26 protein-coding genes are annotated in these 26,639 nt (G+C 66.5%); 15 read left to right on the forward strand and 11 right to left on the reverse strand.

The annotated features are described in order from the left end of the window. Nucleotides 1–66 precede the first annotated feature (66 nt). From ACSQ3P_RS17410 to htpX, 3 genes are all read right to left on the reverse strand, one after another. Complete coding sequence (locus ACSQ3P_RS17410; RefSeq protein WP_436166787.1) at nucleotides 67–1,728, reverse strand: heparinase II/III family protein; 1,662 nt, start codon at nucleotides 1,726–1,728, stop codon at nucleotides 67–69. Nucleotides 1,729–1,976: 248 nt separating this feature from the next. Continuing rightward, a complete protein-coding gene (locus ACSQ3P_RS17415; RefSeq protein ID WP_436166788.1) occupies nucleotides 1,977–3,356 on the reverse strand; it encodes an RsmB/NOP family class I SAM-dependent RNA methyltransferase in 1,380 nt (459 codons plus the stop codon). Nucleotide 3,357: 1 nt separating this feature from the next. Beyond that, nucleotides 3,358–4,290, reverse strand: a complete 933-nt coding sequence (gene htpX / locus ACSQ3P_RS17420; RefSeq protein ID WP_436166789.1) for a zinc metalloprotease HtpX — start codon at nucleotides 4,288–4,290, stop codon at nucleotides 3,358–3,360. A gap of 128 nt (nucleotides 4,291–4,418) precedes the next feature. On the opposite strand from htpX, the gene ACSQ3P_RS17425 reads away from it, so the two are divergent. Together ACSQ3P_RS17425 and ACSQ3P_RS17430 are read left to right on the forward strand one after the other, a co-directional pair. Further along, entirely contained in the window at nucleotides 4,419–4,649 is a 231-nt protein-coding gene (locus tag ACSQ3P_RS17425) for a DUF1674 domain-containing protein (RefSeq protein ID WP_436166790.1), read from the forward strand. 90 nt (nucleotides 4,650–4,739) lie between these two features. Then, nucleotides 4,740–6,044 (forward strand): class I SAM-dependent methyltransferase, encoded by a 1,305-nt coding sequence (locus ACSQ3P_RS17430; RefSeq protein WP_436166791.1) that lies wholly within the window; start codon nucleotides 4,740–4,742, stop codon nucleotides 6,042–6,044. Between the two features lie 63 nt (nucleotides 6,045–6,107). Here ACSQ3P_RS17430 and ACSQ3P_RS17435 read toward each other — a convergent pair whose 3' ends face one another. Continuing rightward, complete coding sequence (locus ACSQ3P_RS17435) at nucleotides 6,108–6,425, reverse strand: DUF2853 family protein (protein WP_069688997.1); 318 nt, start codon at nucleotides 6,423–6,425, stop codon at nucleotides 6,108–6,110. A gap of 266 nt (nucleotides 6,426–6,691) precedes the next feature. Here ACSQ3P_RS17435 and ACSQ3P_RS17440 point away from each other — a divergent pair, with 266 nt between their 5' ends. Continuing rightward, nucleotides 6,692–7,639 carry a 2-hydroxyacid dehydrogenase gene (locus ACSQ3P_RS17440; RefSeq protein WP_436166792.1) on the forward strand — a complete coding sequence of 316 codons (948 nt, stop codon included), beginning with the start codon at nucleotides 6,692–6,694 and terminating at the stop codon, nucleotides 7,637–7,639. Nucleotides 7,640–7,645: 6 nt separating this feature from the next. Here ACSQ3P_RS17440 and ACSQ3P_RS17445 read toward each other — a convergent pair whose 3' ends face one another. The 3 genes from ACSQ3P_RS17445 to ACSQ3P_RS17455 form a co-directional block, all read right to left on the reverse strand. Beyond that, nucleotides 7,646–8,131, reverse strand: a complete 486-nt coding sequence (locus ACSQ3P_RS17445) for a L,D-transpeptidase (RefSeq protein ID WP_436167181.1) — start codon at nucleotides 8,129–8,131, stop codon at nucleotides 7,646–7,648. Between the two features lie 202 nt (nucleotides 8,132–8,333). Further along, nucleotides 8,334–9,518: an aminotransferase class V-fold PLP-dependent enzyme gene (locus ACSQ3P_RS17450; RefSeq protein WP_436166793.1), complete on the reverse strand. Its 1,185-nt coding sequence runs from the start codon at nucleotides 9,516–9,518 to the stop codon at nucleotides 8,334–8,336. Then, complete coding sequence (locus ACSQ3P_RS17455) at nucleotides 9,518–10,594, reverse strand: tryptophan 2,3-dioxygenase family protein (RefSeq protein WP_436166794.1); 1,077 nt, start codon at nucleotides 10,592–10,594, stop codon at nucleotides 9,518–9,520. The genes ACSQ3P_RS17450 and ACSQ3P_RS17455 overlap by 1 nt, the downstream gene beginning before the upstream one ends. A 271-nt stretch (nucleotides 10,595–10,865) precedes the next feature. Between ACSQ3P_RS17455 and ACSQ3P_RS17460 the strand changes: the two genes are divergently transcribed. Together ACSQ3P_RS17460 and ACSQ3P_RS17465 are read left to right on the forward strand one after the other, a co-directional pair. Next, complete coding sequence (locus ACSQ3P_RS17460) at nucleotides 10,866–11,513, forward strand: DUF1684 domain-containing protein (RefSeq protein WP_436166795.1); 648 nt, start codon at nucleotides 10,866–10,868, stop codon at nucleotides 11,511–11,513. Nucleotides 11,514–11,932: 419 nt separating this feature from the next. Beyond that, the gene (locus ACSQ3P_RS17465; protein WP_436166796.1) at nucleotides 11,933–13,282 is read left to right on the forward strand and encodes a hypothetical protein; all 1,350 of its coding nucleotides are present in this window, start codon (nucleotides 11,933–11,935) and stop codon (nucleotides 13,280–13,282) included. Between the two features lie 74 nt (nucleotides 13,283–13,356). Here ACSQ3P_RS17465 and ACSQ3P_RS17470 read toward each other — a convergent pair whose 3' ends face one another. Then, nucleotides 13,357–14,079: a fused DSP-PTPase phosphatase/NAD kinase-like protein gene (locus tag ACSQ3P_RS17470; RefSeq protein ID WP_436166797.1), complete on the reverse strand. Its 723-nt coding sequence runs from the start codon at nucleotides 14,077–14,079 to the stop codon at nucleotides 13,357–13,359. Nucleotides 14,080–14,219: 140 nt separating this feature from the next. On the opposite strand from ACSQ3P_RS17470, the gene ACSQ3P_RS17475 reads away from it, so the two are divergent. Continuing rightward, nucleotides 14,220–14,909: a pentapeptide repeat-containing protein gene (locus ACSQ3P_RS17475; RefSeq protein WP_436166798.1), complete on the forward strand. Its 690-nt coding sequence runs from the start codon at nucleotides 14,220–14,222 to the stop codon at nucleotides 14,907–14,909. A gap of 88 nt (nucleotides 14,910–14,997) precedes the next feature. Then, complete coding sequence (gene ppa, locus ACSQ3P_RS17480) at nucleotides 14,998–15,534, forward strand: inorganic diphosphatase (protein ID WP_436166799.1); 537 nt, start codon at nucleotides 14,998–15,000, stop codon at nucleotides 15,532–15,534. Nucleotides 15,535–15,644: 110 nt separating this feature from the next. Here ppa and ACSQ3P_RS17485 read toward each other — a convergent pair whose 3' ends face one another. Continuing rightward, complete coding sequence (locus ACSQ3P_RS17485; RefSeq protein ID WP_436166800.1) at nucleotides 15,645–16,520, reverse strand: HpcH/HpaI aldolase/citrate lyase family protein; 876 nt, start codon at nucleotides 16,518–16,520, stop codon at nucleotides 15,645–15,647. 163 nt (nucleotides 16,521–16,683) lie between these two features. Between ACSQ3P_RS17485 and ACSQ3P_RS17490 the strand changes: the two genes are divergently transcribed. From ACSQ3P_RS17490 to ACSQ3P_RS17520, 7 genes are all read left to right on the forward strand, one after another. Further along, complete coding sequence (locus ACSQ3P_RS17490; protein WP_436166801.1) at nucleotides 16,684–17,433, forward strand: DUF429 domain-containing protein; 750 nt, start codon at nucleotides 16,684–16,686, stop codon at nucleotides 17,431–17,433. 9 nt (nucleotides 17,434–17,442) lie between these two features. Further along, entirely contained in the window at nucleotides 17,443–18,396 is a 954-nt protein-coding gene (locus ACSQ3P_RS17495; protein WP_436166802.1) for a threonine/serine dehydratase, read from the forward strand. Between the two features lie 367 nt (nucleotides 18,397–18,763). Beyond that, nucleotides 18,764–19,825 carry a MaoC family dehydratase gene (locus tag ACSQ3P_RS17500; RefSeq protein ID WP_436166803.1) on the forward strand — a complete coding sequence of 354 codons (1,062 nt, stop codon included), beginning with the start codon at nucleotides 18,764–18,766 and terminating at the stop codon, nucleotides 19,823–19,825. A 239-nt stretch (nucleotides 19,826–20,064) separates the two neighbouring features. Further along, the gene (gene sdhC, locus ACSQ3P_RS17505) at nucleotides 20,065–20,460 is read left to right on the forward strand and encodes a succinate dehydrogenase, cytochrome b556 subunit (protein WP_092172348.1); all 396 of its coding nucleotides are present in this window, start codon (nucleotides 20,065–20,067) and stop codon (nucleotides 20,458–20,460) included. A gap of 11 nt (nucleotides 20,461–20,471) precedes the next feature. Then, nucleotides 20,472–20,864 (forward strand): succinate dehydrogenase, hydrophobic membrane anchor protein, encoded by a 393-nt coding sequence (gene sdhD, locus ACSQ3P_RS17510; protein ID WP_436166804.1) that lies wholly within the window; start codon nucleotides 20,472–20,474, stop codon nucleotides 20,862–20,864. 4 nt (nucleotides 20,865–20,868) lie between these two features. Continuing rightward, a complete protein-coding gene (gene sdhA / locus ACSQ3P_RS17515; protein ID WP_069688984.1) occupies nucleotides 20,869–22,701 on the forward strand; it encodes a succinate dehydrogenase flavoprotein subunit in 1,833 nt (610 codons plus the stop codon). A 15-nt stretch (nucleotides 22,702–22,716) separates the two neighbouring features. Then, nucleotides 22,717–23,514 carry a succinate dehydrogenase iron-sulfur subunit gene (locus ACSQ3P_RS17520; RefSeq protein WP_103721379.1) on the forward strand — a complete coding sequence of 266 codons (798 nt, stop codon included), beginning with the start codon at nucleotides 22,717–22,719 and terminating at the stop codon, nucleotides 23,512–23,514. A gap of 149 nt (nucleotides 23,515–23,663) precedes the next feature. Here ACSQ3P_RS17520 and ACSQ3P_RS17525 read toward each other — a convergent pair whose 3' ends face one another. Together ACSQ3P_RS17525 and ACSQ3P_RS17530 are read right to left on the reverse strand one after the other, a co-directional pair. Further along, nucleotides 23,664–24,905 carry an NAD(P)/FAD-dependent oxidoreductase gene (locus tag ACSQ3P_RS17525; protein WP_436166805.1) on the reverse strand — a complete coding sequence of 414 codons (1,242 nt, stop codon included), beginning with the start codon at nucleotides 24,903–24,905 and terminating at the stop codon, nucleotides 23,664–23,666. Continuing rightward, nucleotides 24,902–25,705 (reverse strand): glutamine amidotransferase, encoded by an 804-nt coding sequence (locus ACSQ3P_RS17530; RefSeq protein WP_436166806.1) that lies wholly within the window; start codon nucleotides 25,703–25,705, stop codon nucleotides 24,902–24,904. Before ACSQ3P_RS17530 ends, ACSQ3P_RS17525 begins: the two co-directional genes overlap by 4 nt. Nucleotides 25,706–25,964: 259 nt before the next feature. Here ACSQ3P_RS17530 and ACSQ3P_RS17535 point away from each other — a divergent pair, with 259 nt between their 5' ends. After that, nucleotides 25,965–26,603 carry a TetR/AcrR family transcriptional regulator gene (locus tag ACSQ3P_RS17535; protein WP_436166807.1) on the forward strand — a complete coding sequence of 213 codons (639 nt, stop codon included), beginning with the start codon at nucleotides 25,965–25,967 and terminating at the stop codon, nucleotides 26,601–26,603. Nucleotides 26,604–26,639: the final 36 nt, after the last annotated feature.

Consider the following 26,639-nt stretch of genomic DNA (forward strand, 5'->3'; position numbering starts at 1 on the left):
TTAAAAACTGTTGCGCGCGAGCTATCATGCTGCAGCGCGCAAAGCAAAGTTCGTTGCTGTGAAGGCTCAGGCTTCGGCCGGTGGCTCCAGCGGCAATTCGACCGGAGCCGGCTCGCTGCGGAGGCGCGCGCTGCGCGGCGGGGCGGCGCTGACGCGGCTGAAACGCCAGATGATCTGCGGCGTCGCGACCGCATCGAAATCGATGCAGAGCTGTTCGCTGCGGCGCCCGCCATCGGCCGAAGCGAGGAAGATGCTCTCCTCGATCGTCACGCGCAGGCCGCCGGCGTCGAAGGCCCAGACCTCGCCGGAGGGCAGCGCCAGCAGCGCACCTTCGCCCTCGCGGATCAGGCTCGGCTTGACGCCGGGGTGAAGATGGAAGCGCGCCACTGCCGGCAGCGTTTCGCGCTCGGTGGACAAGGCGATCTCGTCTTCGCCGGTGAGCGATGCGCCGTCCTTGGCGAGCATCAACCGGCGCGTATGCACGGCGCCCAGGCTGCGGCGATAGCCGTCATGGCTTGCGACCCATTCCGGGCCGGCTGCCGTGTCCTGGCGCGCGACCCGCACATCCTGCGGGCCGGCGATGATCCGCGGTTCGCCGAGCACCAACCCAAAGGTCGCGCTGGAGCGCTCATCGAGCGTAAGCGTCGAATGCGCCGCGGTGCTGCGCATGGCAAGGCGCAATTCCGGCGGGCCGAAGCGGCTGGTGCCGCAATTGACGACGATGCGCTGGCCGCCGCTGGAGAACTCGAAGGCGAGACAGCCGGCATGCGCCTCGATCGACTGCGCGCCGCGTGGCGCCGCGCCGGCATCGACCACGACGATGCTGCGGTCTCCCGACAGCCGGCTGTAGCCGGAATAGGCCGCCTGCTCGATAGGCCGGGCGCGGGCGTCGTCATAGGCGGCAAGCGTCGCCATCAGATCGGGCGGAGTCGTGCCCATGCCGTTGAACAAAGCGAGCGCACCGTCGCCATGCCGGAATAGCCTGAGATGCGGCATCATCCGCTCGATCGCCATCAGCACGCCGCGCGGCGGCTCCAGCCCGCGCGCCGCGAAGGTCTCGCGCAGCGGCAGGAGATCGAGCAGAAGCTCGATCAATTGCCGGGGGTTGCGGCTGAGATGGCCGCCATCGGGCAGAATCTGGTGGTCGAGTTCGTCAGACAGCGCCAGATCATAGCGTCGGCGGCGCGCATCCTGCCCATCCAGGCAGATCGTGGCGAAGGAGACCGCGGTCAGGCATTGCAGCCTGGCAACCCCGTCGACCGCGCCGGCCAGGGCCAAAGTCAGCCGGTCGGTCAGGCGTGAGATATGGCGCAGGAAGCGCTCATAGAAGGCGTGGTCGGCGCCTTCGAGCAGCAGGGGCGAATGCGACAGGAAAGAGATCAATCGCCTGGCCGCGACATGGGGGCGGCGCGAGACCTCGTTGCGGTCGCGCCTCCTGGCAATGAAGTCCTCGACCAAAGCGCGCGCATTGGCGCGTGCAATCGCGGTGTCGGCGGAGCGCATATGACGCAGCCAGCCGAAGCCGTGCAGCGCCTCGGCCCAGGCATCGCTTGGCGGTGCGCTATCGAAGGGCGATTCGCCATGGGTGCGCAAGGTGCGGCCGGCGAAGGCGTAATAGCCGGAATAGATGTCGCCTGCCGTCGTCGGGTCGGCGGTGCGCAAATCATGCGGCGCAAACAAAAGCCGCGTCGCGGGGGCTCTGCCGAACGGCCAAGCCTTGCGTGCCACGCCGACGAGGTGGCCACGGGTCCGCCGCGCCGCCCGTCCGATCGCAGCCCGGGCAAGTCCTCGTCGCTCAGACCAGCCGCTCAATGCCCACGCACGCCCCGTCCCCGCGCATGGCGTCCCACCATGCGAATCTCGGCTTCGTCATAGAGCATGATGCCGAAAAGTGGAAACCGGTCTTCGGCCGACATTATGCTCTAAGCTTTTGATAAGAGGCGGATTCAGGCAATAAATAGAATCGCTTGGCGCATCTATTTGATGTCATCCGGCTCTCGCCTGATCAGGCGGCATGCGTAAAATCCCGCCCATCCCGACAAACGTGGACCGTCATGTTCCAGCTGATGCGGCAGGGTCCGCAGATCGCCATGGCGGTCGATCGCACCTTCCACACCGCCGATCTCGTCGGTTGTGATGGGCGAGCGCTCGAAATCAGGATTCTCCGCCAGGAAAACCTCGATCTGCTGTTCGCCTTCCTGCGGTTCGAGCGAGCAGGTGCAGTAGATCAGGCGTCCGCCGGGCTTGGTCAGGCGCGCGGCGGCTTCCAGCAGGCGCGCCTGCAATGCGGAGAGCTTGTCGCGGTCTTCCGGCGTCTTGGTCCAGGCGACGTCGGGATGGCGGCGGATCGTGCCGGTGGCGCTGCAGGGTGCATCGAGCAGAACGGCGTCGAAGGGCTCCGCCTGCCAGAGTGCCGCGTCCTTGGTGACGATCTCGGCGGAGAGCCCGAGCCGCTCCAGATTGGCCCTGAGGCGGCGCAGGCGTGGCCCCGAACGATCGACGGCGGTGACATGGGCGCCTGCCGCGGCGAGCTGGGCGGTCTTGCCGCCAGGCGCGGCGCAGAGGTCGGCGATGCGCTCGCCGGGCTTGGGCGCCAGCAGGCGAACCGGCAGGGCGGCTGCGGCGTCCTGCACCCACCAGGCGCCTTCGTCGAAGCCGGGCAGGCCGGTGATGCTCTGGCGTTCGCGCAGACGAACCGAGCCGGTCGGCAGCAGGAGTCCGTCGAGCTTCCCGGCCCAGCCGGCCGCGTCGTCCTTGACGCTGATGTCGAGCGGCGGCTCGTCGCGATGGCTGGCGGCGATGGCGGCGGCGGTCTCCTCGCCATAGCTCTCGATCCAGCTCTCGGCGAGCCATTCCGGCGTGTCGAGGAAGGGGTCGAGCGCCTCGCTGAGGATGGCGTCGCGTTCGCGGGCGAGCCGGCGCAGCAGAGCGTTGCCGAGCGAGACATAGCGCGAGGAGCGCGCATCCTCATGGAGATGGCGGATGGCAAGGTCGACGGCGGCATGGTCGGGCACGTCGAGGAAGAGGATCTGGGCTGCCGCGGCGACGAGGATCGGCTCGAAGGGGCCCGAATTGCGCGGGCTGCCGCGTTCGAGCCTGGCATTGATCGCATGCTGGATCGTGCCGAGGCGGCGGAAGGCGGTGATCGCGATGGCGCGCGCCAGCGCGGCATCGGCGGCATCGAGCCCGAATGTCGGCGCGAGCCGCTCATAGGTCTCGTCCAGCGCGAGCCGGGCCTTGAGCACCTCGTCGATCAGCGTCGCAGCAAGGCGGCGCGCCGGCAGGCCCGGCACGGGCTCGCTTGTTTGCGCCGTGGTCTCGTTCAGTTCCGGGTTCAGATCTGCTTGCTTGACCATGTCAGCCCCAGGGACCGGGTGTGCGATCGCTGTTCCAGGGGCTCTGGCTGGCCTGGCTGGTGAAGCCACTGGGGGCGCCGACGCCCATTGTGCCGACACCCATGACGCGGGCCTGCTCCGTCAGTGCGGCGATGCGATTGCCGGTGTCGGGGTGGGTCGAAAACAGAGAATCCATGCCGCGTCCGCTCAGGGGATTGATGATGAACATGTGCGCCGTAGCAGGCTTCGCCTCCGCCGTCTCGTTGGGAATATGTGCGACGCCGCCCGCGATCTTGGCCAGAGCGTCCGCCAGCCAGACCGGATTGCCGGCGATTTCGCCGCCGAGCCGGTCGGCCTCGTATTCGCGCGAACGCGAGATCGCCATCTGGATCACCATGGCGGCCAGCGGCGCGAGCACCGAAATCAGGATCTGGACGATGAGCCCGGGGCGGTTCTCGCGCGAGCCGAAGAACATGCCGAAGGTGGTGAGCGAGGAGATCGCGCCGGCCATGGTCGCGGTGATCGTCATGGTCAGCGTGTCGTGGTTCTTGATGTGGGCGAGCTCATGCGCCATCACGCCGGCCAGCTCCTCATAGGTGAGCGTGCGCAGGATGCCCGTCGTCGCGGCGACGGCGGCGTTCTGCGGATTGCGGCCGGTGGCGAAGGCGTTGGGCTGGTCCTCCTGGATCAGATAAACGCGCGGCATCGGCATGTTGGCGCGGGCGGCGAGGTCGCGGACCATGCCATAGAGCTCGGGCGCGCTCGCTTCATCGACCTCCTGCGCATTATGGGCGGCGAGCGCCAGCCTGTCGGAATTCCAGTAGCTGAAGAGATTGGTCGCAGCCGCGATGGCGAGCGCCACCAGCATGCCGCCCGGGCCGCCCAGCAGATAGCCGACCACAGCAAAAAGCGCGGTGAGGCCAGCCATCAGCATGAAGGTGCGGACGTAGTTCATCATGACTCCCTTGCCGATCATGCGAGCCAGAGGCGCGGTGCCCCTCCCGCGATGCGGATTCCTGCCTTATGTGGTGAAGTGGATGCCGATCCTGCAAGAGATGATGCCTGCAAGAGATGATGCCGCCAATGACCGAAAAGCCCGTCGAGCAGCTCCCCGCCACCGCGCAGGAAGCCGCGCCTGCCAAGCCGCTTTCGCCGGCGGCGCAGCGCGCCCTTGCCGAAGCCGAGGCGCGGCGCGCCGAGATCGACGCCCATGCGGCCGAAGTCGCGGGGGACAAGGAGATCAATGGCCGCGGCGGCTTGGAGCCGGCGCGCTACAATGATTGGGAGGTGAAGGGGATCGCGAGTGATTTCTGAGGACGTACCGGACAGCGTCCCCACGACGCATGGTTGCCAATTCGCGCCGCTGCGGCCAAAGACGAAGCCCATATGTCACGGATTTCTCGGATGAACAGCGACGACAAGCGCCTCGCCGCGTTGCGGCGGCTTTTGACCGAGGCGCATCAGAAGCTCGGGCTCAAGCTCGGCTTCCGGCTCTGGGACGGCTCGCATGTGCCGGCTGACTGGCCGGAGAGCGGGCTGGGCATCGCCATCCGCGACCCCGGCGTCGTCGCTGCACTGCTGCGCAAGCCCAAGCTCGACACGCTACTGAACCTCCACGTCACCGACCGGATTTTACTGCTCAACGGCTCGATCTTCGATCTCGCGGCGGCGCGGCCGGAGGGCAAGGTCGGGCGGTTGGCGCGCGGCATTTCGAAGGCGGCCGCCTTCGATGTCGTCCGCCGCTTCCTGTTTGCGCCGGGCGAAGCGCCGAGCGCCGTGGCCCATATCAAGGGCGACGAGATCGCCCGCGATGGCGCGCCCGCCACCAACAAGGCCAATATCGCCTATCACTACGACGTCTCGAACGCCTTCTACCGGCTCTTCCTCGATGAGGAGATGGTCTACACCTGCGCCTATTTCACGGAGGATCATGGCGATCTCGACCGTGCCCAGCGCGACAAGCTCGACATGATCTGCCGCAAGCTGCGGCTGAAACCCGGCGACCGCCTGCTCGATATCGGCTGCGGCTGGGGCGCGCTGATCTGCCATGCCGCGCAGCATTATGGCGTCGAGGCGCATGGCGTGACGCTGGCCGAGGAGCAGCTGGCCCTGGCGCGCGAGAAGGTGGCGCGGCTCGGCCTCGAGGGGAAGGTCACGCTCCATCTCAAGGATTTCACCCAGATGGAGGGCGAGTTCGACAAGATCTCGTCGATCGGCATGTTCGAGCATGTCGGCATCGCCAACCACCCGGCCTATTTCAAGGCGGTGAACCGGCTCTTGCGCCCGCGCGGCTTGTATCTGCACCACACGATCTCGCGCCGCGCCAAAAAGACCGAGAAGGCCTTCAACAAGATGCCGGCGGAATACCGCGCTCTGGTGCGCTACATCTTCCCCGGCGGCGAGCTCGACCATCTCGGCATGTCGATCGCCAATCTCGAGCGAAACGGCTTCGAGGTGCATGATGTCGAGGGCTGGCGCGAGCACTACCAGCGCACGACGCGGCTCTGGTGGGAGCGGCTGGAGGCCCGCAAGGCCGAGGCCGAGGCCGAGATCGGCCCCGAGCGCACCCGGATGTGGCTGCTTTATCTCGCCGGCTGCTCGCTGGCATTCGAGCGCGGCGGCGCACTGGTCAACCAGACGCTGGTCTCCAAGCGCCGCAAGGGCGCTTCAGGCCTGCCATTGACGCGTGAGGATTTGTATCGGCAGTAGGCAGTGGGCAATAGGCAGTCGGGTGTCACGACTGCCGACTGCCCAATTCCGACTGCCGTCTTTTCACTTCTTCACGAAGAGATCCAGCTTTCCGTAATGCTCGGCCAGCAGATAGTAGAAGGTCAGGCGCGACTTGGTCTTGTCGGCCTTCATGTGCTCGCATGCCGCCTTGATCGAGGCATCGAGATCGGCGGTCTTCAGGCCGAGCTTCTTCTTCAGGAAATTCTCGCGAACGCGATCCAGCTCGGCGGGGTCGGAGCAGGCGACGTAGCGCGTATCGGCCTTGCCCATCACGAGGGCGTAGGATTTCGACATTCCGGCAAATGCCGCCTCATTCAGCGGCTTCTTGGCGAATTTCTTGACGTCAGCGAGATGATCCATCTGTAGCCCCTTCTGAGCCCGGCGCTTGCGCGCTTGGCGTGTGTCTGATGTCGAGCGGGCAAACGTTAACGCGCTTTTTTGTCGCAGGCGAGGGGCGAAAAAGCCGTGGAAGGGCTTTTTCCATATTGCGCCGCATCAATCAGGGGTCTCTCGCTCTGCGTGGGCGATATGTCCGTTGTCGCTCCAGGACGGGTTGAGGTGCGGCCCCCGGAATGCTGCGATGCAATGCGCATGAACTCGGCGCATGAACCGGAGATTGCAGACCGATGAAGCCGACGATCCTGATGGCGCCGCGCATGCCCGCGCGCCTCGTCGAGCGCCTGCAGGAGCGCTATGTGCTGCTGGGCCCAATGGAGCGTTCCATGCCTGACGCCCTGCCGGAGGGCGCCGAGGCCGCGCAGGCGCTGCTCACCATGGGATCGCTGAAGACCGACGCCGCGCTGATCGATGCGCTGCCGAAGCTCGGGTTGATCTCCTGCTACGGCACCGGCATCGAGGGCGTGGACCAGGCCTGTGCGAAGGCGCGCGGCATCAAGCTGTGCAACGCCGCCGACGCCAATGCGACGAGCGTCGCCGAATTCGCCATGGGCCTGCTGCTGGCCTCCGCTCGCCAGATCGGTGCCGCCGAGCGTTTCGTGCGGGCCGGGCGCTGGCAGGGCAATTCGGTCGAGCGCATGCCCAATGTGCCGGGTTTGGCCGGTCGCAAGCTCGGGATCTACGGGCTGGGAGCCATCGGCGCCCGCATCGCCAGCCGCGCGGCCGCCTTCGACATGACGATCGGCTATCACAACCGCTCGCAGCGGCCGGAGCTGCCCTATCTCTATCACGACAGCCTGCTCGGGCTCGCGAACTGGGCCGATGTGCTGATCGTCGCGGTGCGCGCCAGTAGCGAGACCCGCCACGCCATCAACGCGCAGGTGCTGCGCGCGCTGGGGCCGGAGGGCCATCTCATCAACATCTCGCGCGGCATCGCGGTCGATGAGGAGGCCCTGTGCGTGGCCCTGGAGACGAAGCTGATCGCGGGCGCGGCGCTGGATGTCTATGAGCACGAGCCGCAGGTGCCTGACCGGCTCAAGGTGCTCGAGAACGTCGTGCTGACGCCGCATATCGCCGCCAATGCGGAATCGGCGCAGCTTGCCCAGCAGGATCTGCTGGTCGGCAATCTGGAGGCCTATTTCGCGGGCAAGCCGCTGCTCTCGCCGGTCGCGCTGTAAGGCGTGTCAGGGCAGGACGACGACAGGCGTGCCCATGCGGACACGCTGGTAGAGATCGACGACATCCTCGTTATGCATGCGAAAGCAGCCATAGGAGGCGAAGGTGCCGATCGTCCTGGGCATATTGGTGCCGTGGATCGCATACTCGCCGCCCGGCCCGAGCCCGATGACGCGCGCGCCCATCGGGTTGCGCGGCGAGCCGCCGGGGATGACGTCGGGCAGGTTCGGGTTGTCGCGCTTGACCGAGGCGGGCGGGCTCCAGGCCGGATCGACCTGCAATTCCTCGACATATTTGACGCCGCGCCATTGCTTGCCGGCCTTGCCGACGGCGATCTGGTAGCGGATCGCGGTGCCCGGCGCGTTGACGAAATAGAGCCGGCGCTCGGCCGTGCGGATCACGATCGTGCCGGGCAGGTAGCGCGCATCGGGCGCCTCGACGAGTTCGCGTGCCAGCGCCGGCCGGCCGGCGAAGGCGACGAAGAGCAGCGGCATCGCCGCGGCGAAGAGCAGGGCGATCGGAGTATGGCGTCTGGTCACGATTGAACCTCCCGTAATCCAGGTTGCGGGAGATCTCGCGCGGCGCCGGTGAATCAGCGGTTGAACGATATGGTGAAGCCTGGATTCAGGATGAATCGCGGGTGAACTGCCGCGGTTGTCGTGATGACGCCGCGGTTTGACGGGAGACCGACCTGCTTCAGCCCCGCAACGCCTTCATTCGCTCCAGAGCGGTGTCGATGTCGCTCTCCGACAGCGCCAGGCCGAAGCCGAAACGCAGCACGTTGCCGCGATGGTCGGTGGCGATATCGAGCTTCGCCAATGCGGCCTCAAACGCGCCGGCGGCGGGCGTCCTGAAGGCCAGGAAATTGCCGTGACCGGCGGGGTCATGCAGCGGCGTGATGATCGCGTCGCGGCTGAGCCCGGGAAGGTCCAGCGCATCGAGCCCGGCGAGGAAGCGCTGCATCAGGGCAATCGCATGCTCATGGATGCGCGCGGCGTCGAGAGCCTCCGCCTGCATCCAGTCGAGCACGGCGCGCATGCGGTAGAGGCCGGAGGGGTCGAAGGTCGCGCCGAGGAAGCGCCCGCCATCGGTGGGGTAACCGACGGTGCTGCCGGCCGGCGCTGCGAGCGCCCCGAAGGCTGCAAACCAGCCGGTGTCGCGCGGGCGTGGGCCGTACCCCGGCGGGCAGTGCATGAAGCAGCTGCCCTCGCCGGCCATGGCGTATTTATAGCCGCCTGCGATGTAGAAGGCTCGGTCAACGATGACAGAGAGGTTTGTCGGCAAAGCGAGATAGCCGTGATAGCCGTCGATGGCGATGAAGGTCTCGGGCGAGGGCACGGCACCGACGAGAGCGGCGAGATCGCCGCTGGTCGCGCCGGAATTGAACAGGACCTGGCTGAGATAGATCAGGTCGTGCCCGCCGGCTGCGATCGCCGCCTTGAGCCGCTCATGCAGGCTCGCCAAGGGTTCGGCCGGGATGTCGTCCAGCACGATCAGCCCCTCTTCGGCCAGCCGCGAGAGTTGCCGCCGCGCGGTGTGGAACTCCGCCCCGGTGGTCAATATGCGGGGCAGTCTGCCCGTCGGCAGGCAGGAGAGCAGGCGGCGCAGGAATTCATGCGTGTTGGGCGCAAAGGCGATCGTCGCCGGATCGGGCAAGGCGAGATGCCGGGCGATGCCGGCCTGGACTGCCGGAATGACCTCGCCGAAGACGACATCCCATTTGTCGCCGGCGCGCTGTGCCGCATCCAGCCACGCCATCCCCTGCGCTGCGAAGGTGACGTCGGGCCAGTCGTGATGGCTGTGCGCGGCGAGGTTGATGCGCTGCGGAGCCGCGCCGCGAAACCGCGAGAAATGCTGCGTCCAGTCGCCTGTCCGCTCCATCAGGCCGCCCCGTAGCTGAAGCCCATGCGCTGCCGCAAGGCGTCGGGCAGGGCCGGCAGGTCGCGCGGGCCGAGCAGATAGGTCGAGAGGTGGAAGAGATCGATGAAGATGCGGTGCTTCTCCGCCGTCGCCTTGAGATAGCCGGAGCCCGATGAGCCGCCGGTGCCGGGCCTGACGCCGATCATGCGTTCGACCATCAAGGCATGGCGCAGGCGCCAGAGCGTCAGGCTCTCGTCGATGTCCATCAGCGCCTGCAGCAGCCGGAAGGGCAGTTGCAGCACCGGCATGTCGCGATAGAGCGAGATGAACAGGGCCGCTTCGATGGCGCGGGCCGACATCCGCCAGGTCGAGGTCGTGGCGTCGGGCTCGAACAGGGCCCGGAAGCGGGCGAGAGCCTGCTCGATCGCGGCCGCGTCGGCCTGCCGCTGCGGCTCGGGCAAGGCGGGGTCTGCGCTGATGCTGGTGGCGTCGCGCTGCAATGCGGCGATCACCGCGGCCCGGTAGCTCTCGCGAAAGCTGTAGTCGCCCAGCGCCACGAAGGGCGTGCGCGCCAGCCAGGCGTCGAGCTGGGAGAGCAGCGAGGGATTTGTGTCCGCGCTCAGCTTGTCGCGGTCTTCCGGCGCGAGTCGCTCGCGCATGCTCTGCTCGTCGATGCGGATGCGGGCGTCGTCATGCAGGCCGAGCCGCGCCTCGATCAATCGGAACTGCACGGATTGGAAGCCGGAGGCCGGCGTCAGCAGGTCTCGGAACTCGAGGAAGCCCGCCGGCGTCATCGTCTCCAGCACGTCGAGCTGCCCGACCAGCAGCTTCAGGATCTCGTGGATCCGGCTGAGCCCGGCATTGATGCGGCCGAGATGCTCGTCGGCGACCGTGCGCGCCGCGAAATCAGCCTGGATCCGGTCGAGCTCGTGCAGGATCTGCCGGAACCAGAGCTCATAGGCCTGGTGGACGATGATGAAGAGCATCTCGTCATGTGCCGGCGCGCCGGTCTTCAGGCTTTCCGGCTCCTGGCAGGAGAGCAGCCGGTCGACCTGGAGATAGCTGCCATAGGACAGTCTGCGGGGCGCTTCCGACATGATCTCAGTCCCGATTCCAGAGCTCCAATATTTTAAGCTTAAAATATTGGAGCCGCGCGATCAAGGCGGACTCGGCGGCGCGCTCACACCCGCCTCGCGGATTCGTGACAGCCCTCATGGAGCCAAGTGCTGCCCCACCCTGCCGCTGACAGGTTCTGGCAGCGCCAGGGGGTTAAACCTCGCGCAAGGCTGTCTCATGGAACGGGCGCGCCGTGTCGGCGTTGCCTGCAGGAGACGTGAAGCCCGCGAGGATTTGCCGGGAGGATTTGCGATGACTGCACGCGCCATGGCTTTGGCTGCTGATTTCACGCGCTTCAGCACGCTGCAGGATTGGCGGCGGCAGATCGCCGATCTCTATGCGGCGGTGAGGGCGCTGCCGCCGCAGGCCGGCTGGCAGCAGTGGCGGGCGGCACGCGACAGGCTGTTTCGCGAGCATCCGCAATCGCCCTTGACGGCGAAGGGCCGTGCCGAATTCACCGGCATCGCCTGCTTTCCCTATGATCCGGCCCTGCGGTTCGAGGTTGGCCTCGTACCTGCCTTCGATCGCGAGACGATTCCGGTCGAGGCCGGCAAGGATGGGCTGATGACGCTCGTTCCCTATGCGCTGACCGACGGTTTGGCGGGGCCGCTCGGCCGGGAGCTGACGCTGTACTGGATCGCCGGCTATGGCGGCGGCACCTTCCTGCCCTTCGGCGATGCCAGCAATGGCTGCGACACATTCACTGGCGGTCGCTATCTGCTCGACACGATCAAGAGCGCCGATCTCGGCGCGACGCCGGACGGCCGGCTGATCCTCGATTTCAATTTCGCCTATTATCCGTCCTGCGCCTATTCCGAAGCCTGGGTCTGTCCGCTCTCCCCGCGCGAGAACCGCCTTCCCGCGCCGATTCGCGGCGGCGAGCGCGATCGGATCGATTGAAACGGTCATCGGAGCCGGCTGCGAAGGAGGCTTGGGAGCTCGGCCTGGGTATGGCGACAGGCCCGACCGTTCTGTTTCTGTACGGTGGCGACGCTAGGGGAGATTTTGCCAAATTTCGCTTGGCGGCGCTCGTTTTCTGGAGGTTTTCCAAACAAAACGGCCTGGTTTTGCCTAACGCAGCGTCAAATTTCGCCATTCTTTGGCCATGGACTTGACAGAGAGCCCTGTTCTCTCTGGGGCATGCTCCGTGGTCATTCGCCTGCATAAGAATTCGTTAACCATGAAGGCGCACCGTGTCTCGGGCAGAGCTGTGTTCCGTGATCAGACCGACTGATCCGCTGGCGGCTGCGTCCTCTCGTCGTGACCTCCGGGAAGCCAGCGGCGATGACCTGTCCGATATCCCGAGCATGGATGTGGATATGGCCGCGCACCTGATCCTCGAGCGGACGGCGTTCCCGGTCGGCGTCGCGCCGTCGGCGCCGGTTGCACCTGCCGAGGAGATCGCGGCCGAGGGTTCGGCCGCCTCCCGGGCCGGATTGGCCTCGGGGCTGATGCTGGCCCTGCGCTTCGTCCAGGCGCGCTTTCTCTCCGTCTGGGGCCTGCTTGCGGCTGCGGCCTTGTGCCCGGCGCAGGTTTTCGCCGATTTCGCGCTGTTTTCGGCGCTCGCCAATTTCATCTCGATCGCGACGCTGCTGCGTTTCGAGGCGGTGTTCTTCCAGAGCAGCGACCAGGACAGGCTTGCGCGGGCGTTCCGGCTGGCGCTTGCGGCAGGGGTCGCCTTCCTGGCCATTGCCGCGCTGGCCATCGCCGTGGCGGGTGCGGCCGGCTGGGTGGTCGCGACCTATGGGGCCTTGTTTCTGGTGTCGCTCGCCGGGCGGGCGGTGATCCGGCTGGTCTCTTCGGAAGCAACGGCGGAAGGGGATTTTGCCGCGATCGGCAACAGCAATGTCGTTCAGGCGCTGGTCCAGCCTGGCATGATGGTCCTGCTGATCTGGCCGCTGGGCGCAACCTCGATCGCGCTGTTCGCTGCGGATGCGATCGGCCATGTCGTCTCGGCCTGCTATCTGGTCTGGCGTCGGCGCGCCGCGCTGGCGAGTCTGGTGCGGCGCGAGGCCTGGTCGCGGCTTGAGCTGAGCGAATCGGCGAGCCGTTGGCGCACCGCGCCGCGTTTCCTGCTGCCCTCCGCGCTCCTGTCCTTCGGCTTCATGGTGGCGCCGCTGCTCGCCTTGCCCTATGCAAGCAACCCGCTGCTGGCAGCCCATGTCGCGCTGGCGATGCGCCTGCTCGAGGTGCCGACCCAGATGTTCTCCGCGGTCTCGGTGCCGCTCGTGCTGTCGAGCCTGCGTGGGTGCGCCGCCGAGAGCCGGCAATCCTGGGTTCGTTTCGTGACGCTTGGCCTGATGGCCGCGGCGGCGGGGCTGTTTGCCGCCATCGCACTCGTCGCCCTCGGCGCCGATGCCGTGTTGCTGGACGGCACGCAATGGGAAGGTGTCGGCGAGACCGTCGCGATCATGGCGCTGTTCTATGGCGGCATCGCGCTGGTCACGCCCTTGCACGAGATCGCCTCGCTCTCGCGCTATCCGCGCCGCCAGGTCCTCACCAACGCGGTCGCGCTCCTGGCCGCCGGGCTCGTCATGGCCTGGTTCGGCACCTTGTCGCTGGCGCTGCTCGGGGCGATCGGCCTGGTCTCGCTGGCGCGGATGCTGGCGCATGTCCAGTTCGCCTGGACACGCTTCGGCGTGGACGGATTTGCCGTCGCACGGGGATGAGCGATTTTAAAGGTTGAGAGCTTTGCTCTTGCGAAAACCGGTTCCCAGTTCGCTCGACAACGCTCTGGGCGCGGCTATTCCCGCCGGATCAGCCTGTCGGCGATCAGCGAGGACAGGAAGCCCGGCTTGAATTCGCGCTCCAGCCGTTCGGGGTCGTAGTCTTTCGCGACCCAGTCGAGGAAGGACATACCTTTGGCGTGTCCCTCGCGGCGATAAGCCTCGAAGAAAGCGTCGAGAATCCCGGTCTTGGCGAAACGGAAATGGCCGTAGCGCAGCGAGAGCTGGCGGGTCGCTTCCTCAAGCGGCCGCTCCTCATGAATCAGCAGATAGAGCGCCGCGAAGAAGCCGGCGCGGTCGGCGCCCGATTTGCAATGCACCAGCGCAGGCTCCGTCAGGCCGGCGAAGAAGGCCTTGGCGCCCAGGATGGTCTCGCGTTCGGGCGCGCCGCGCGAGCGCAGCACGAAGTCAACGAGGGCGATGCCGTGGCGCTCGCAGGCCTCGCGCTGCAATGGCCAGGAGCCGTGCTCGCGCCCGCCGCGCAGATTGACGATGGTCTTGACACCTTCGCGAGCGAATTTCGCGATCTGGCCCGGCGCGGGCTGGGCCGCGCGCCAGAGCTGCGGCGTGACGCGATGGGCATTGAGATAGGCGAGCCGGAAGATGCCGTGATCGACCAGCAGCATATTGGCCCAGGCGCGCAGGCGGTCGGCTTTGCCGCTTATCGGCCGGTCCCAGCGCGCGATGCGGGCCATGCGGCGCGCATAGCGGTCCTCGTCGGGGCGCAGGTGGTTCAGCAAGGACGAGTCTCGCGGGAGCTGGTCTGATCGATTTTCATAGCGCGCCCGATACCAGTGCCGGGCGCGCGGTGCAAATGAGAGCAGGATCGACGCGAAAAACCGGTTCCCACTTTTTCGCATCCTATTCTAGGGATGGGGCCATGGTCACACCCTCCCCCACGCGAACGATCGCCGAGGTGACGCTGACCCGCTCGGCCGTCGAGGCGCTGGCGGCGGAAGGGCGCGCGCTGCTCGTCGGCTGCGATATCGAGGGCGCCGATCTCGCTGGCCTCAGCCTGATCGGCTGGGCGTTTGAGCGCTGCCTGCTGCGCCGGACCAGCTTCAAGGGCGCTCGCCTCGACGGCTCCAGCTGGTCGGGCTGTCGGGGCGCTTTCGCCGATTTCAGCGGCTGCACCCTGACCGAAGCGGTCTTTCAAGCCGGCGACTTCAACAATGCGAGCTTTCGGCGCTCGCTGCTGGCGTCCGCGGCTTTCCGGAGCTGCAAGCTGACGGGAGCGGATCTGTCCGAAGCCAAGACATTGGGCGCGAGTTTCGAGGAGACGCTATTGGTTGCCGCGAAGCTGCCGGGTTTCTCCTTCCGGAGGATGCGGCTGCAGCGGCTCGATTTCAGCCAGGCCGATCTCAGGAAAGCCGATTTTCGCGAAGCGGTGCTGGAGGATTGCAGCCTGCGCGACGCCAACCTGACCGGCGCCCGTTTTGAGGGGGCCGATCTGCGCGGCGCGGATCTCGGCGGCTTGCGGCTCGGCGATGCCGCATTGTTCCGGGGCGCGACGATTTCACGCCAGCAGGCCGGGCAGATGCTGGCCGAACTCGGCCTCAAGGTGAGCTGAGCCGGACCCGGCTTTTAATCTCGACTTGGACTTTTGCGTCCAAACCCGCATAAGACCCGCCAGTTTCCATCGCCACAGGTCAAGTCTTATGCGCCTCGACGCCATTTCCATCGGCAAGAATCCTCCCGACGAAGTCAACGTCGTCATCGAAGTCGCCATCGGCGGGGAGCCGATCAAATACGAGATGGACAAGGAGGCCGGTACGCTCTTCGTCGACCGTTTCCTCTATACGCCGATGCGCTATCCCGGGAATTACGGCTTCATCCCGCATACGCTGTCCGAGGATGGCGATCCTTGCGACGTGCTGGTCGCCAACACCCGTCCGCTGATCCCCGGCTCCTATATCGCCGTGCGGCCGATCGGCGTGATGATGATGGAGGACGAGGCCGGCGGCGACGAGAAGATCATCGCGGTGCCGGTGCCCAAGCTGACCAAGCGCTACGAGAACGTGCACAACTACACCGATCTGCCGAAGATCACGCTCGACCAGATCCAGCACTTCTTCGAGCACTACAAGGATCTCGAGCCCGGCAAATGGGTGAAGCTCACCGGCTGGGGCGATGCCGCCAAGGCCAAGCAGCTCATCCTCGAGGCGATGGATCGCGCCAAGGCGGCGAAGAAGTAATCCCTCCGTCCGTCATGGTCGCCCTTGTGGCGACCATCCGCGTCTTCGCTGATCGAGCTTGGTGTTCAAGACGTGGATGCTCGGGACGAGCCCGAGCATGACGGTGTGGATCAGGCCCCGATCGCCTCACCCAGCGCCACCACGCGCTTGGCCATCTCGGCATGCAGCCGCTCGACCATGCGGCCGTCGAGCTGGATCGCGCCCTTGTCGGCGTTCTCCGGCTGGTCGAAGGCGGCGATGATCGTCCTGGCGCGGGTGAGCTCGGCGTCGTCGGGCGCGAAGACCGCGTTGGCGGTCGCGACCTGCCCGGGATGGATCAGCGTCTTGCCGTCGAAGCCGAGATCGCGGCCCTGCTCGCATTCCGCCGTGAAGCCGGCCTCGTCCTTGAGGTCGTTATAGACGCCGTCGATGATGTCGATGCCATAGGCGCGGGCGGCGAGGATCGCCGTCGTCAGCCAGGGCAGCATCGGCGCGCGGCCGGGCACGAAGCGGGCGCGTGTCTCCTTGGCGAGATCGTTGGTGCCCATCACGAAACAGGCCAGCCGCGTCCGGCGGTCCTGCACTGCGCGTGCGATGCGCTCGGCATCGAGGATGGCGAGCGGCGTCTCGATCATCGCCCAGATGCGGATCTCGGGGGCGGCCCAAAGGCCGTCGAGCAAGGTGCCTATCTGCTGCAAGGTTTCGGGCGAGGAGACTTTCGGAATCAGGATGGCGTCGGGCCTGGCCTCTGCGGCGGCGGCCAGATCGGCGGCAAACCAGGGCGTGTCGAGGCCGTTGGTGCGGATCACGAGCTCGCGCCGGCCATAGCCGCCGGCCTTCACGGCGGCGCAGACCTGGGCGCGGGCTGTCTCCTTGGCGTCGGGCGCGACGGCGTCTTCGAGGTCGAGGATCAGAGCGTCGGCGGCGATCTCACGGGCCTTCTCCAGCGCGCGGGCATTGGAGCCGGGCATGTAGAGGACGCTGCGGCGTGGGCGGATTGTGGTCATGGCATTCTCTCAAATCTAACGCGGGACTCACGCGAAAGGCCGGTTATCGCTGTTTCGCATCCAGCTCGGGCGGCATTGTCGCCGCTCTTCGCTGCACTGCACACTAGACGCGACGCACATGCAACGTCAGTTCTGCAAAAGGCGGATGCGGGAGGGCGCGCGGATGGCGTGGATCGCGGGGGTGGATGGCTGCAAGGCGGGCTGGATCGCGGCGCTTGTCGACACCGCCGCCCAAGAGCCCCCCTCGCTGCGCGTGGTTTCGAATCTGGCCGATCTGTTCGCCAGCAAAAACCCACCGGCGCTCCTGGCCGTGGATATGCCGATCGGGCTGCCGGACCGGGTTGCCGGCGCGGGGCGTGGGCCCGAGCGTCTCGTCAGGCCGCTGCTCGGTGAGCGGCAATCCTCGGTGTTTTCGATTCCGGCGCGGTCCGCCGTCTATTGCGCGGATTATCGCGAGGCCTGCCGGTTGGCGCTCGAAACCTCCGAGCCGCCACGAAAGGTCTCCAAGCAGGGCTTCCATCTGTTTCCCAGGATACGCGAGATCGACACCCTGCTCAGGACGGAGACCGCGCTTCGGGAGCGCCTGTTCGAAGTCCATCCCGAGCTCGCCTTCCGCACCATGCGCGGCGCGCCGCTGACGCAGCCCAAGAAGATCAAGGGCGTGATCAATCCCCTCGGCATGGCCGAGCGCCGGGCGCTCCTGATCACGGCAGGGCTGCCGGCCGTGATCGTCGAGGCCCGTCCGCCGAAAGGTGCTGGCGCCGATGACGCTCTCGATGCGCTTGCCGCTTTGGTCGTCGCCCAGCACATCCTGGCCGGGCGTGGAGCGCCCTTTCCCGATCCACCGGGACGCGATAGCCATGGGCTCCCCATCGCGATCTGGAGCTTTGCGCCGGAGCGCCTGCCTTCATAGGATTCCGTCATGACCGATCGCCCCGTGCCGCGCCCGATGATCGAGGCGGCTGCAGAACGCATTGCCGGCCATGCCCGCGTCACGCCGGTGATGCGGCTCGGAGCCGGCGCTTTCGGCTCGCCGGCGGCGATCTCGCTGAAGCTCGAATGCCTGCAGCATGCCGGCTCGTTCAAGACGCGCGGCGCCTTCAACAACCTGCTCTCGCTGCCGGTTCCGACGGCTGGCGTCGCGGCCGCCTCGGGCGGCAATCACGGAGCGGCGGTCGCCTATGCGGCGCGCGAGCGCGGCGTCAAGGCGACGATCTTCGTGCCCGAGATCTCGCCTGCGGCCAAGATCGAGACGATCCGCCGCTTTGGCGCCGAGGTCGTCATCGGCGGGGCGCAATATGACGATGCGCAGGCCGCCTGCGACCGTTTCGTCGCGGAAACCGGCGCGCTCAAGATCCATCCCTTCGCAGCGAAGGAAACCATCGCCGGCCAGGGCACGCTCGGGCGCGAATGGCAGCTCCAGGAGCCCGATCTCGACACCGTTCTGGTCGCGGTCGGCGGCGGCGGTTTGATTTCGGGCATCGCCGCCTGGTTCGCCGGCAGCAAGGTCAAGGTCGTCGGTGTCGAACCCGCCGGCTCGCGCGCCTTGCAGGCGGCGCTGGAGGCGAAGGGGCCGGTCGAGGTCAAGGTCGCCTCGGTCGCAGCCGATTCGCTCGGCGCACGCAATGTCGGCCCGCTGGTCTATGAGGTCTGCAAGGATACGGTCGACCATGTCGTGCTGGTGCCCGACGAGGCGATCACCCAGGCGCAGGGCACGCTCTGGCGCGATTTCCGGCTGGCGGTGGAGCCCGGCGGGGCGGCGGCGCTGGGTGCGCTGCTCTGCGGGGCCTACAAGCCTGCGCCGGGCGAGCGGCTCGGCGTGCTGGTCTGCGGTGCGAATGTGGATCTGGGGAAGCTTGGCGCGCTGGTGGGGTGAGGGGTCGGCCCTGAACCAATGGCGTGGAAACCTTTGCCTTTGCGAGCGTTGCGGCAGCGGTGAAGGGCGCGGAAAACCCTTCTCCCCTCGCGGGAGAAGGTGGCTCGGCGAAGCCGAGACGGATGAGGGGGCGCTCGACGATTGCCGTTTTTCCTTGCGACGCCAGCCGGAAAGGGCACAGCGCCCCCTCATCCGGCGCTGCGCGCCGCCTTCTCCCGCGAGGGGAGAAGGGAAGATGGCCGCGCAGATCTGGAATGGCGAAATGACCGTCTCCTAAGACTAACCCCTCCCACCCGGACGGCTTGGGACTGGACGGCTCGCCATGCGGCAGCGCACACTCGGCCAAGCCCATTCAAGCGTGAGCCCCATGTCAGAGCCCGTCGCGAAAACCAATCCCGGCCGCTTCTTCGAGGATTTCAACCTCGGCGAGACCATCGTGCATGCGACGCCGCGCACGATCACGACCGGCGACGTCTCGCTTTACACGGCGCTTTATGGCCCGCGTTTCGCGGTGCAATCCTCCGATGCCTTCGCCAGGGCGCTGGGCTATCCCACCGCCCCCATCGACGATCTGCTCGTCTTCCACATCGTCTTCGGCAAGACGGTGCCCGACATCTCGCTGAACGCGATCGCCAATCTCGGCTATGCCGATGGGCGCTTCCTGAGGCCGGTCTTTCCTGGCGATACGCTCTCGACCACCTCGGAGGTGATCGGGCTGAAGCAGACCTCGGCCGGCGACGCCGGCATCGTCTATGTCCGCTCCATCGGACGCAACCAGCAGGCCGAGATCGTGCTGAGCTATGCGCGCTGGGTCCTGGTGCGCAAGCGCCAGCCGGGTACGCCGGCCCATGCCGAGCAGGTGCCGGAGCTGCCTAAGGCGGTGCTGCCGGAGGAGCTCGGCCAGGGCTGCCCGGCGATCGAGCTCGCGGCTTATGACGACGCGCTGGCGGGCTCGCCCTCCCGCTGGGGCGCTTATGCGGCCGGCGAGCAGATCGACCATATCGACGGCATGACGGTGGAGGAGGCCGAGCATCAGATCGCGACCCGGCTCTACCAGAACACCGCGAAGGTGCATTTCGACGCTTATGGCGCGCGCGAGAGCCGCTTCGGCAAGCGTCTGATCTATGGCGGCCATGTCATCAGCCTGGCGCGGGCCCTGTCCTTCAACGGCTTGGGCAACGCCTTCCACATCGCCGCGATCAATGGCGGGCGCCATGTCTCGCCGCTCTTCGCCGGCGATACCGTCTTCGCCTGGAGCCAGGTGCTGGAAGCCGCCGAATTGCCCGGCCGCAGCGATGTCGGCGCGCTGCGGCTGCGCCTGATCGCGACGAAGAACCGGCCCTGCGGCGAGTTTCCGCTCAGGCATGGCGACCAGTATGATGACGGCATCATCCTCGATTTCGATTATTGGGCGTTGCTGCCGCGCTGAGGCCTTGCGTCCATGTGGGCGCATGTTTCGCGCGTAGGCTTTGCGGCTCGCCGGAATGAGAGCTAGGAGTGTCGCGGCGCGTCGCGCCGAGTAAAAAGTTACAGATTTCGATTTCTGTAACTTCGTATCCCGCATGCCGCATTGCAGCGCGGGACCGGTTTCGTTACAGAGCCAATCACTCTAGAACGATCCCAAATGGATAAACGCCCGCTGATGGGCGGCAGAGTCGGAGAGTGATTTTGGCCGAGGTCAAACAGGCGGCGCGCCCGCTTTCGCCGCATCTGCAGATTTACCGCTGGTCCTGGACCATGGCGATGTCGATCGCGCATCGCGTTACCGGCTGCGCGCTCTATGCCGGCACCGTGCTGATTGCGGCCTGGCTGGTCGCTGCCGCTTCGGGGCCTGCCGCCTTCGAGACCGCCCAGGCGATCGCCGGCTCGATCCTCGGACGGCTGGTGCTGTTCGGCTATTCCTTCGCGCTGCTGCACCACATGGTCGGGGGCCTCAGGCATTTCGTCTGGGACATGGGCTATGGCTATGAGCCGCAGACCCGGATGAACATGGCGAAATACAGCGTCGTCGTTTCGGGCGGGCTCACTCTGCTCGTCTGGATCCTCGCCTACGCCCTGCGCTGAGGAGCATCATCATGCAGCCCAACTCCTCCATGCGTACCCCGCTCGGCCGCGTTCGTGGTCTGGGTTCCGCCAAATCCGGCACCGGCCATTTCTGGCTCCAGCGCGTCACGGCGGTGGCCAATGTCGTGCTGACGGTGATCTTCCTCGGCATCGTGATCTCGCTCTTCGGCAAGCCCTATCCGGCTGCGATGGCGACGCTGTCGCATCCGCTGGTCGCGATCCTGATGCTGCTCTTCGTCGTCTCGGGCGTGGTGCATATGCGGCTCGGCATGCAGGTCGTCATCGAGGATTACATCCATGGCGAAGGCTTCAAGATCGCCGCCGTGATGGCCAACACCTTCTTCGCGATCGCGATCGGCGCCGCTTGCGTCTTCGCGGTGCTGAAGCTCTCGTTTGGAGGCTGATCCGATGGCGATCACCAAAGCCCGTTCGACCGCGACCTATGCCGGTCAGGCCTATCCGATCACCGACCATACCTTCGACGTCGTCGTGGTGGGCGCCGGCGGCGCCGGCCTTCGCGCCACCGTCGGCTGCTCGCAGGCCGGCCTGCGCACGGCCTGCATCTCAAAAGTGTTCCCGACGCGCTCGCATACCGTCGCGGCCCAGGGCGGCGTCGCCGCCTCGCTCGGCAATATGGGCAAGGACACCTGGCAGTGGCACATGTACGACACCGTCAAGGGGTCGGACTGGCTCGGCGACCAGGACGCCATCGAATATCTCGTGCGCAATGCGCCGGCCGCGGTCTATGAGCTCGAGCATTGGGGCGTGCCGTTCTCGCGCACCGAGAGCGGCAAGATCTATCAGCGCCCCTTCGGCGGCATGACCACCGAATTCGGCGAGGGCCCGCCGGCGCAGCGCACCTGCGCCGCGGCCGACCGCACCGGCCACGCCATGCTGCACACGCTCTACGGCCAGGCGCTGCGCTACAACACCGAGTTCTTCATCGAATATTTCGCCATCGACCTGATCATGGACGAGGACGGCCATTGCCGTGGCGTGATCGCGCTGAAGCTCGATGACGGCACGATCCATCGCTTCCGTTCGCAGCAGACGATCCTGGCGACGGGCGGCTATGGCCGCGCCTATTTCTCGGCGACCTCGGCCCATACCTGCACCGGCGACGGCGGCGGCATGGTGCTGCGCGCCGGCCTGCCCCTGCAGGACATGGAGTTCGTGCAGTTCCACCCGACCGGCATCTATGGCGCGGGCTGCCTGATCACCGAGGGCGCGCGCGGCGAGGGCGGCTATCTGACCAATTCCGAGGGCGAGCGCTTCATGGAGCGCTACGCTCCTTCAGCCAAGGACCTTGCCTCGCGCGACGTCGTCTCACGCTCGATGACCATGGAGATCCGTGGCGGGCGCGGCGTCGGCAAGAACAAGGACCACATCTACCTGCATCTCGACCATCTCGACCCGAAGATCCTGCATGAGCGCCTGCCGGGCATCTCCGAGAGCGCCAAGATCTTCGCAGGCGTGGATGTGACGCGCGAGCCGATTCCGGTTCTGCCGACGGTGCATTACAACATGGGCGGCATCCCGACGAACTTCCACGGCGAGGTCCTGACCAAGGTCGACGGCAACCCCGACACGGTGGTGCCGGGCCTGATGGCGATCGGCGAGGCGGCCTGCGTCTCCGTGCACGGCGCCAACCGTCTTGGCTCCAACTCGCTGATCGACCTCGTCGTCTTCGGCCGCGCCGCGGGCTTGCGCTGCGCCGAGACCGTGACGGCGGGCGAGAAGCAGCCGGAACTGCCGAAGAACTCGGCCGATCTCGCGCTGATCCGCTTGGACAAGTACCGCAACGCCTCGGGCGGCACCTCGACTGCCGAACTGCGCGGGCGCATGCAGAAGACCATGCAGGACAACTGCGCGGTCTACCGCACCGGCGAGACGCTGGAAGAGGGCCACAAGCTGATCCACGAGGTCTGGGGCGGCATCACCGACATCGCCACCACCGACCGTTCGCTGATCTGGAATTCCGATCTCGTCGAGACGCTGGAATTCGACAATCTGATCACCCAGGCGGTCGTCACCATGGATTCGGCGCTGAACCGTCCGGAGAGCCGCGGCGCGCATGCCCGCGAGGATTATCCGAACCGCGACGACAAGGACTGGATGAAGCACACCCTGTCCTGGATCGACGACGAGAAGCGCAGCGTCACGCTCGACGACCGCCCGGTGCACACCTACACGCTCTCGAACGACATCGAGTACATCAAGCCCAAGGCGCGGGTGTATTGAGGACTGTTTGGTAAAATGGCCGAATTCAATCTCCCGCAGAACTCCCGCCTGACCGAAGGCAAGGCCTGGCCGAAGCCGGCCGGGGCCGCGAAGCTGACCGAGTTCAAGGTCTATCGCTGGAACCCCGATACCGGCGAGAACCCGCGCACCGACACCTATTTCGTCGACCGCGAGGATTGCGGGCCGATGGTTCTGGACGCGCTGATCTGGATCAAGTCCAAGATCGACCCGACGCTGACCTTCCGGCGCTCCTGCCGCGAGGGCATCTGCGGTTCCTGCGCCATGAACATGGACGGCAAGAACGGCCTCGCCTGCACCACCGGCATCGACGAATGCTCAGGCCACGGCAAGAGCGCGGGCAAGGTCGCGATCTACCCGCTGCCGCATATGCCTGTGATCAAGGACCTCGTCCCTGACCTGACCCGCTTCTACGCCCAGCACGCTTCGATCGAGCCCTGGCTCAAGACGACGACGCCGGCGCCGGAGAAGGAGTGGAAGCAGGCCAAGGACGACCGCGAGAAGCTCGACGGGCTCTATGAGTGCATCCTCTGCGCCTGCTGCTCGACCTCCTGCCCGAGCTATTGGTGGAACGGCGACCGTTATCTCGGCCCGGCCGCCCTGCTGCAGGCCTATCGCTGGCTGATCGACAGCCGCGACGAATCGACCGGCGAGCGCCTCGACAATCTGGAAGACCCCTTCCGGCTCTATCGCTGCCACACCATCATGAACTGCGCCAATGCCTGCCCGAAGGGCCTGAACCCGGCGAAGGCGATTGCGGAAGTGAAGAAGATGATGGTGGCGCGCCAGGTCTGATGACGTGTGTCATCCCGTGCGCGCTGCGGCATGCAATGCCGCCGCGCAGACACGGGACCGTCATCAGAAGGAGGCGCCTTCTCGTCGCGCGATCCCGCATCTGCGTCGCGGCACTGCGTGCCGCAGCGCGTGCGGGATGACACGCAGGATCAGCGAATATACCGCCCCGGCGCGAACGGCTTGGGGTCAGCCGGGGGCGTCTCGCCGCAGATCAGGGCGGCGATGATCTCGCCCGTGATCGGGCCGGTGGAGAAGCCGATATGCTGATTGCCGAAGGCGAGCCAGAGGCCGGGATGGCGCGGCGCTTCCCCGATCATCGGCAGTGAATCCGGCAGGGTCGGCCGGCAGCCGCGCCAGGTCTCGCCGACGACCTCCTCAAACGGAAAAGCCTCGCGGGCGCTCGCCGTCGCCTGGTCGATCTGGCGGTGGTTGTCGGGCGCATCGCGCAGGCTGAGATCGACGCCGCTGGTGACGCGATAACCCTGCTCCATCGGCGCCATGAAATAGGCTCCGTCGACATCATAGACCGGTCTCGACAGGGCGGCACCAGCCTCGGGCCGCAGATGGCGGTGATAGCCGCGCTCGACATCGAGCCTGGAGTTCAGCCCAAGCGGCGCGAGCAGGTCGCCGCTCCAGGGCCCGAGCGCGAGGATGGCGAGATCGGCCTCGTAGAGCCCCTTGTCGGTCTCAGCCTGCCAACCATCGCCGTTGCGCTTGAGCGTGCGGATTTCGGCCTGCTCGATCCTGCCGCCACGCTGGGCGAAGAGCGCGGCATAGGCGGCGGTCACGGCGCCGGGCGAATCGACCGAGGCGTTGGAGGGCGTCAGCAAACCGGCCGGGAAGATCGGCTTCAGCGCGGGCTCCAGCGCCGAGATACCCTGGCGGTCGAGGATTTCCGAGGCGATGCCGTGCTGCTTCAGGAAATCATGCTCGGCCTGGGCCGCGGCGTGGCCGTCCTCACCACGCCAGAGTTTCAGCGTACCGGTCTCGCGCAGGCGGTGCGAGACGCCTGCCGCCGCCATCAATTCGCGGTGGCGGGCGACGGTGCTTGCCGTCAGCGAATCCAAGGCGGCGATGCGGGCGGCGGCCTGCGAGGGCCGCGCTTCCCAGAGGAAGCGCAGCAGCCAGCCGGGCCGTGTCAGCGCGCGGCGCCAGTCGAGATTGAGTGCCGGATGGGTATTGCCGAGATAGCTCGTCAGCTTCGACCAGAGGCCGGGATTGTTCAGCGGCACGATCGAGGAGCGCGCCAGCACGCCGGCATTGCCGTAGGAGGTCTCCTGGCCAGGCGCACGCCGGTCGAGCAGCGTCACGGTGAAGCCGCGTTTCTGCAAAGCGAGCGCGCAGGAGACGCCGACCATGCCGGCGCCGAGGACGATGACATTCCGATTCATGGCAGGTCTGGCGCCGTCTCTGCAGGCTGTTTCAGCCAATGGTCGAGGAAGCCGTCGAGCCAGGCCCGAATGGCGGGGTCGTATTGATACCAGCCTTCGAGATGCAGATGGCGCAACTGCGCGCCGGGCATCAGCGTGCGCTCATGGCCGCGGATCGACCAGCGGCACATCATCGCCGGGGTGACCTCGGGATGGAACTGGATGCCGTAGACCTTGCTCCCGGCCCGGATCGCCTGCACCGGAAAATCGCCGCCGGTGGCGAGGCATTCGGCCCCGCTGGGACAATCGAAGCCGTCACGATGCCATTGATAGACGGTTCCAGGCCAGGCGAAGCCGGCTTCATTCGCATGGCAGTGCCCGGCCTGCGTCTGGTCGAGCCGGTAATAGCCCACTTCGGCGCGACCCTCGCCATGGGTATAGACCCTGGCCCCGAGATGGCGCGCCATCATCTGGGCGCCGAGGCAGATGCCGAGGAAGGGCGCATCCTCCTTCAGGCAGGTGCCGATCCAGTCGATCTCGGTCTTGATGAAATCGTCGGAATCATTGGCCCCCATCGGCCCGCCAAAAATCACCGCACCGGCGTGGCCGCGCATCGTTTGCGGCAGCGGGTCGCCATAGCGCGGCTTGCGGATGTCGAGCGCATGGCCGCGTGCCTGCAGCAGGCGGCCGACGCGACCGGGCGTCGAATGCTCCTGATGCAGCACGATGAGGACCGGTTTGGGAGCCGGCGGGGTGCGTCGGGCTGCGAGCGGCGAGCGTGTGGGGCGGGCGGCACGGAAACGAAGGGACTGATCGTTCATCGCGAGGTTTTCGGTCGCTGGCGCGCGGTCAGGGGAGGAAGATATGCGCATCGCCATGCCATATCCGGAGAATGCGGTTCCAATTGGGACGAGGCAAGCAAATTGTAAGCCATGCCGGGCATGGGCATGGCTGGTATGCGGCAGTGGCGATCACGGCATGATGCCGGCCCATCGCCGCCGTCGATGTAAATAGGCTTGACATTGCGGGTGCCGTTAGGCAAATGAGAATGAACGTTCATTCTCATTTGATCGACATAACGTGACATCAATCGCTGCCCCACCCCCGGACGGCTCCCTCACGGAGCGCCATATCCGTATTCTCGACGCTGCCGAGAGCGTCTTCGCGCGCGCTGGCTTCCATGCCGCGACGATGCATGACGTCGCGGTCGAGGCCGGCATGAGCCCGGGCAATCTCTATCGCTATTTCGCCTCCAAGGACGCGATCATCGCCGGCATGGCCGAGCGCGACCGGGCCCAGATCGCGGCCGACTTCACCCAGCTCGACCCGGCCAAGGGCGCGGTGCTCGACCAGCTCGAGGACCTCGGCCGGCGCCATATGATCCAGAAGCCGCGCGAGAAGGCGATCATCGCCCTGCAGATCTGGGCCGAAGCCGCGCGCAATCCCGCAATGGCCAGCATGTGCGCCGATATCGACGAGACGGTGATCGGCGGGCTCGTCGCCGCCATCACTGGGGCCAAAGCGAGCGGCGAATTGCCGGCCAATCTCGACGATGCCCGCTTCCTGCAGGCGATCTTCATGATGGCCGACGGCTTCTTCTGCCGGCGCGCCGTCGATCCGCAATTCGATGCTGCTGCGGGGGCGGACACTCTGTTTGCCGCCATGCGCGGGCTGGCGCAGGTGCTGCTGCTGCCCGAGCCGGACGAGGCCCGGCCATGACTGCCACTTCTGCCGTGATCAAACCCGCTTCCGCTG

The organism is Allobosea sp. LjRoot9, from assembly GCF_964252745.1.
Taxonomy (GTDB): Bacteria; Pseudomonadota; Alphaproteobacteria; order Rhizobiales; family Beijerinckiaceae; genus Allobosea.

Excerpts from the sequence above, each read along its gene's own strand:
- ACSQ3P_RS17415 (WP_436166788.1), bottom strand. The coding sequence starts at position 3,356 with ATGGTCAAGCAAGCAGATCTGAACCCGGAACTGAACGAGACCACGGCG.
- htpX (WP_436166789.1), bottom strand. The coding sequence starts at position 4,290 with ATGAACTACGTCCGCACCTTCATGCTGATGGCTGGCCTCACCGCGCTT.
- ACSQ3P_RS17425 (WP_436166790.1), top strand. The coding sequence starts at position 4,419 with ATGACCGAAAAGCCCGTCGAGCAGCTCCCCGCCACCGCGCAGGAAGCC.
- ACSQ3P_RS17430 (WP_436166791.1), top strand. The coding sequence starts at position 4,740 with ATGAACAGCGACGACAAGCGCCTCGCCGCGTTGCGGCGGCTTTTGACC.
- ACSQ3P_RS17435 (WP_069688997.1), bottom strand. The coding sequence starts at position 6,425 with ATGGATCATCTCGCTGACGTCAAGAAATTCGCCAAGAAGCCGCTGAAT.
- ACSQ3P_RS17440 (WP_436166792.1), top strand. The coding sequence starts at position 6,692 with ATGAAGCCGACGATCCTGATGGCGCCGCGCATGCCCGCGCGCCTCGTC.
- ACSQ3P_RS17445 (WP_436167181.1), bottom strand. The coding sequence starts at position 8,131 with ATGCCGCTGCTCTTCGTCGCCTTCGCCGGCCGGCCGGCGCTGGCACGC.
- ACSQ3P_RS17450 (WP_436166793.1), bottom strand. The coding sequence starts at position 9,518 with ATGGAGCGGACAGGCGACTGGACGCAGCATTTCTCGCGGTTTCGCGGC.
- ACSQ3P_RS17455 (WP_436166794.1), bottom strand. The coding sequence starts at position 10,594 with ATGTCGGAAGCGCCCCGCAGACTGTCCTATGGCAGCTATCTCCAGGTC.
- ACSQ3P_RS17460 (WP_436166795.1), top strand. The coding sequence starts at position 10,866 with ATGACTGCACGCGCCATGGCTTTGGCTGCTGATTTCACGCGCTTCAGC.
- ACSQ3P_RS17465 (WP_436166796.1), top strand. The coding sequence starts at position 11,933 with ATGGCCGCGCACCTGATCCTCGAGCGGACGGCGTTCCCGGTCGGCGTC.
- ACSQ3P_RS17475 (WP_436166798.1), top strand. The coding sequence starts at position 14,220 with ATGGTCACACCCTCCCCCACGCGAACGATCGCCGAGGTGACGCTGACC.
- ppa (WP_436166799.1), top strand. The coding sequence starts at position 14,998 with ATGCGCCTCGACGCCATTTCCATCGGCAAGAATCCTCCCGACGAAGTC.
- ACSQ3P_RS17485 (WP_436166800.1), bottom strand. The coding sequence starts at position 16,520 with ATGACCACAATCCGCCCACGCCGCAGCGTCCTCTACATGCCCGGCTCC.
- ACSQ3P_RS17490 (WP_436166801.1), top strand. The coding sequence starts at position 16,684 with ATGGCGTGGATCGCGGGGGTGGATGGCTGCAAGGCGGGCTGGATCGCG.
- ACSQ3P_RS17495 (WP_436166802.1), top strand. The coding sequence starts at position 17,443 with ATGACCGATCGCCCCGTGCCGCGCCCGATGATCGAGGCGGCTGCAGAA.
- ACSQ3P_RS17500 (WP_436166803.1), top strand. The coding sequence starts at position 18,764 with ATGTCAGAGCCCGTCGCGAAAACCAATCCCGGCCGCTTCTTCGAGGAT.
- sdhD (WP_436166804.1), top strand. The coding sequence starts at position 20,472 with ATGCAGCCCAACTCCTCCATGCGTACCCCGCTCGGCCGCGTTCGTGGT.
- sdhA (WP_069688984.1), top strand. The coding sequence starts at position 20,869 with ATGGCGATCACCAAAGCCCGTTCGACCGCGACCTATGCCGGTCAGGCC.
- ACSQ3P_RS17520 (WP_103721379.1), top strand. The coding sequence starts at position 22,717 with ATGGCCGAATTCAATCTCCCGCAGAACTCCCGCCTGACCGAAGGCAAG.
- ACSQ3P_RS17525 (WP_436166805.1), bottom strand. The coding sequence starts at position 24,905 with ATGAATCGGAATGTCATCGTCCTCGGCGCCGGCATGGTCGGCGTCTCC.
- ACSQ3P_RS17530 (WP_436166806.1), bottom strand. The coding sequence starts at position 25,705 with ATGAACGATCAGTCCCTTCGTTTCCGTGCCGCCCGCCCCACACGCTCG.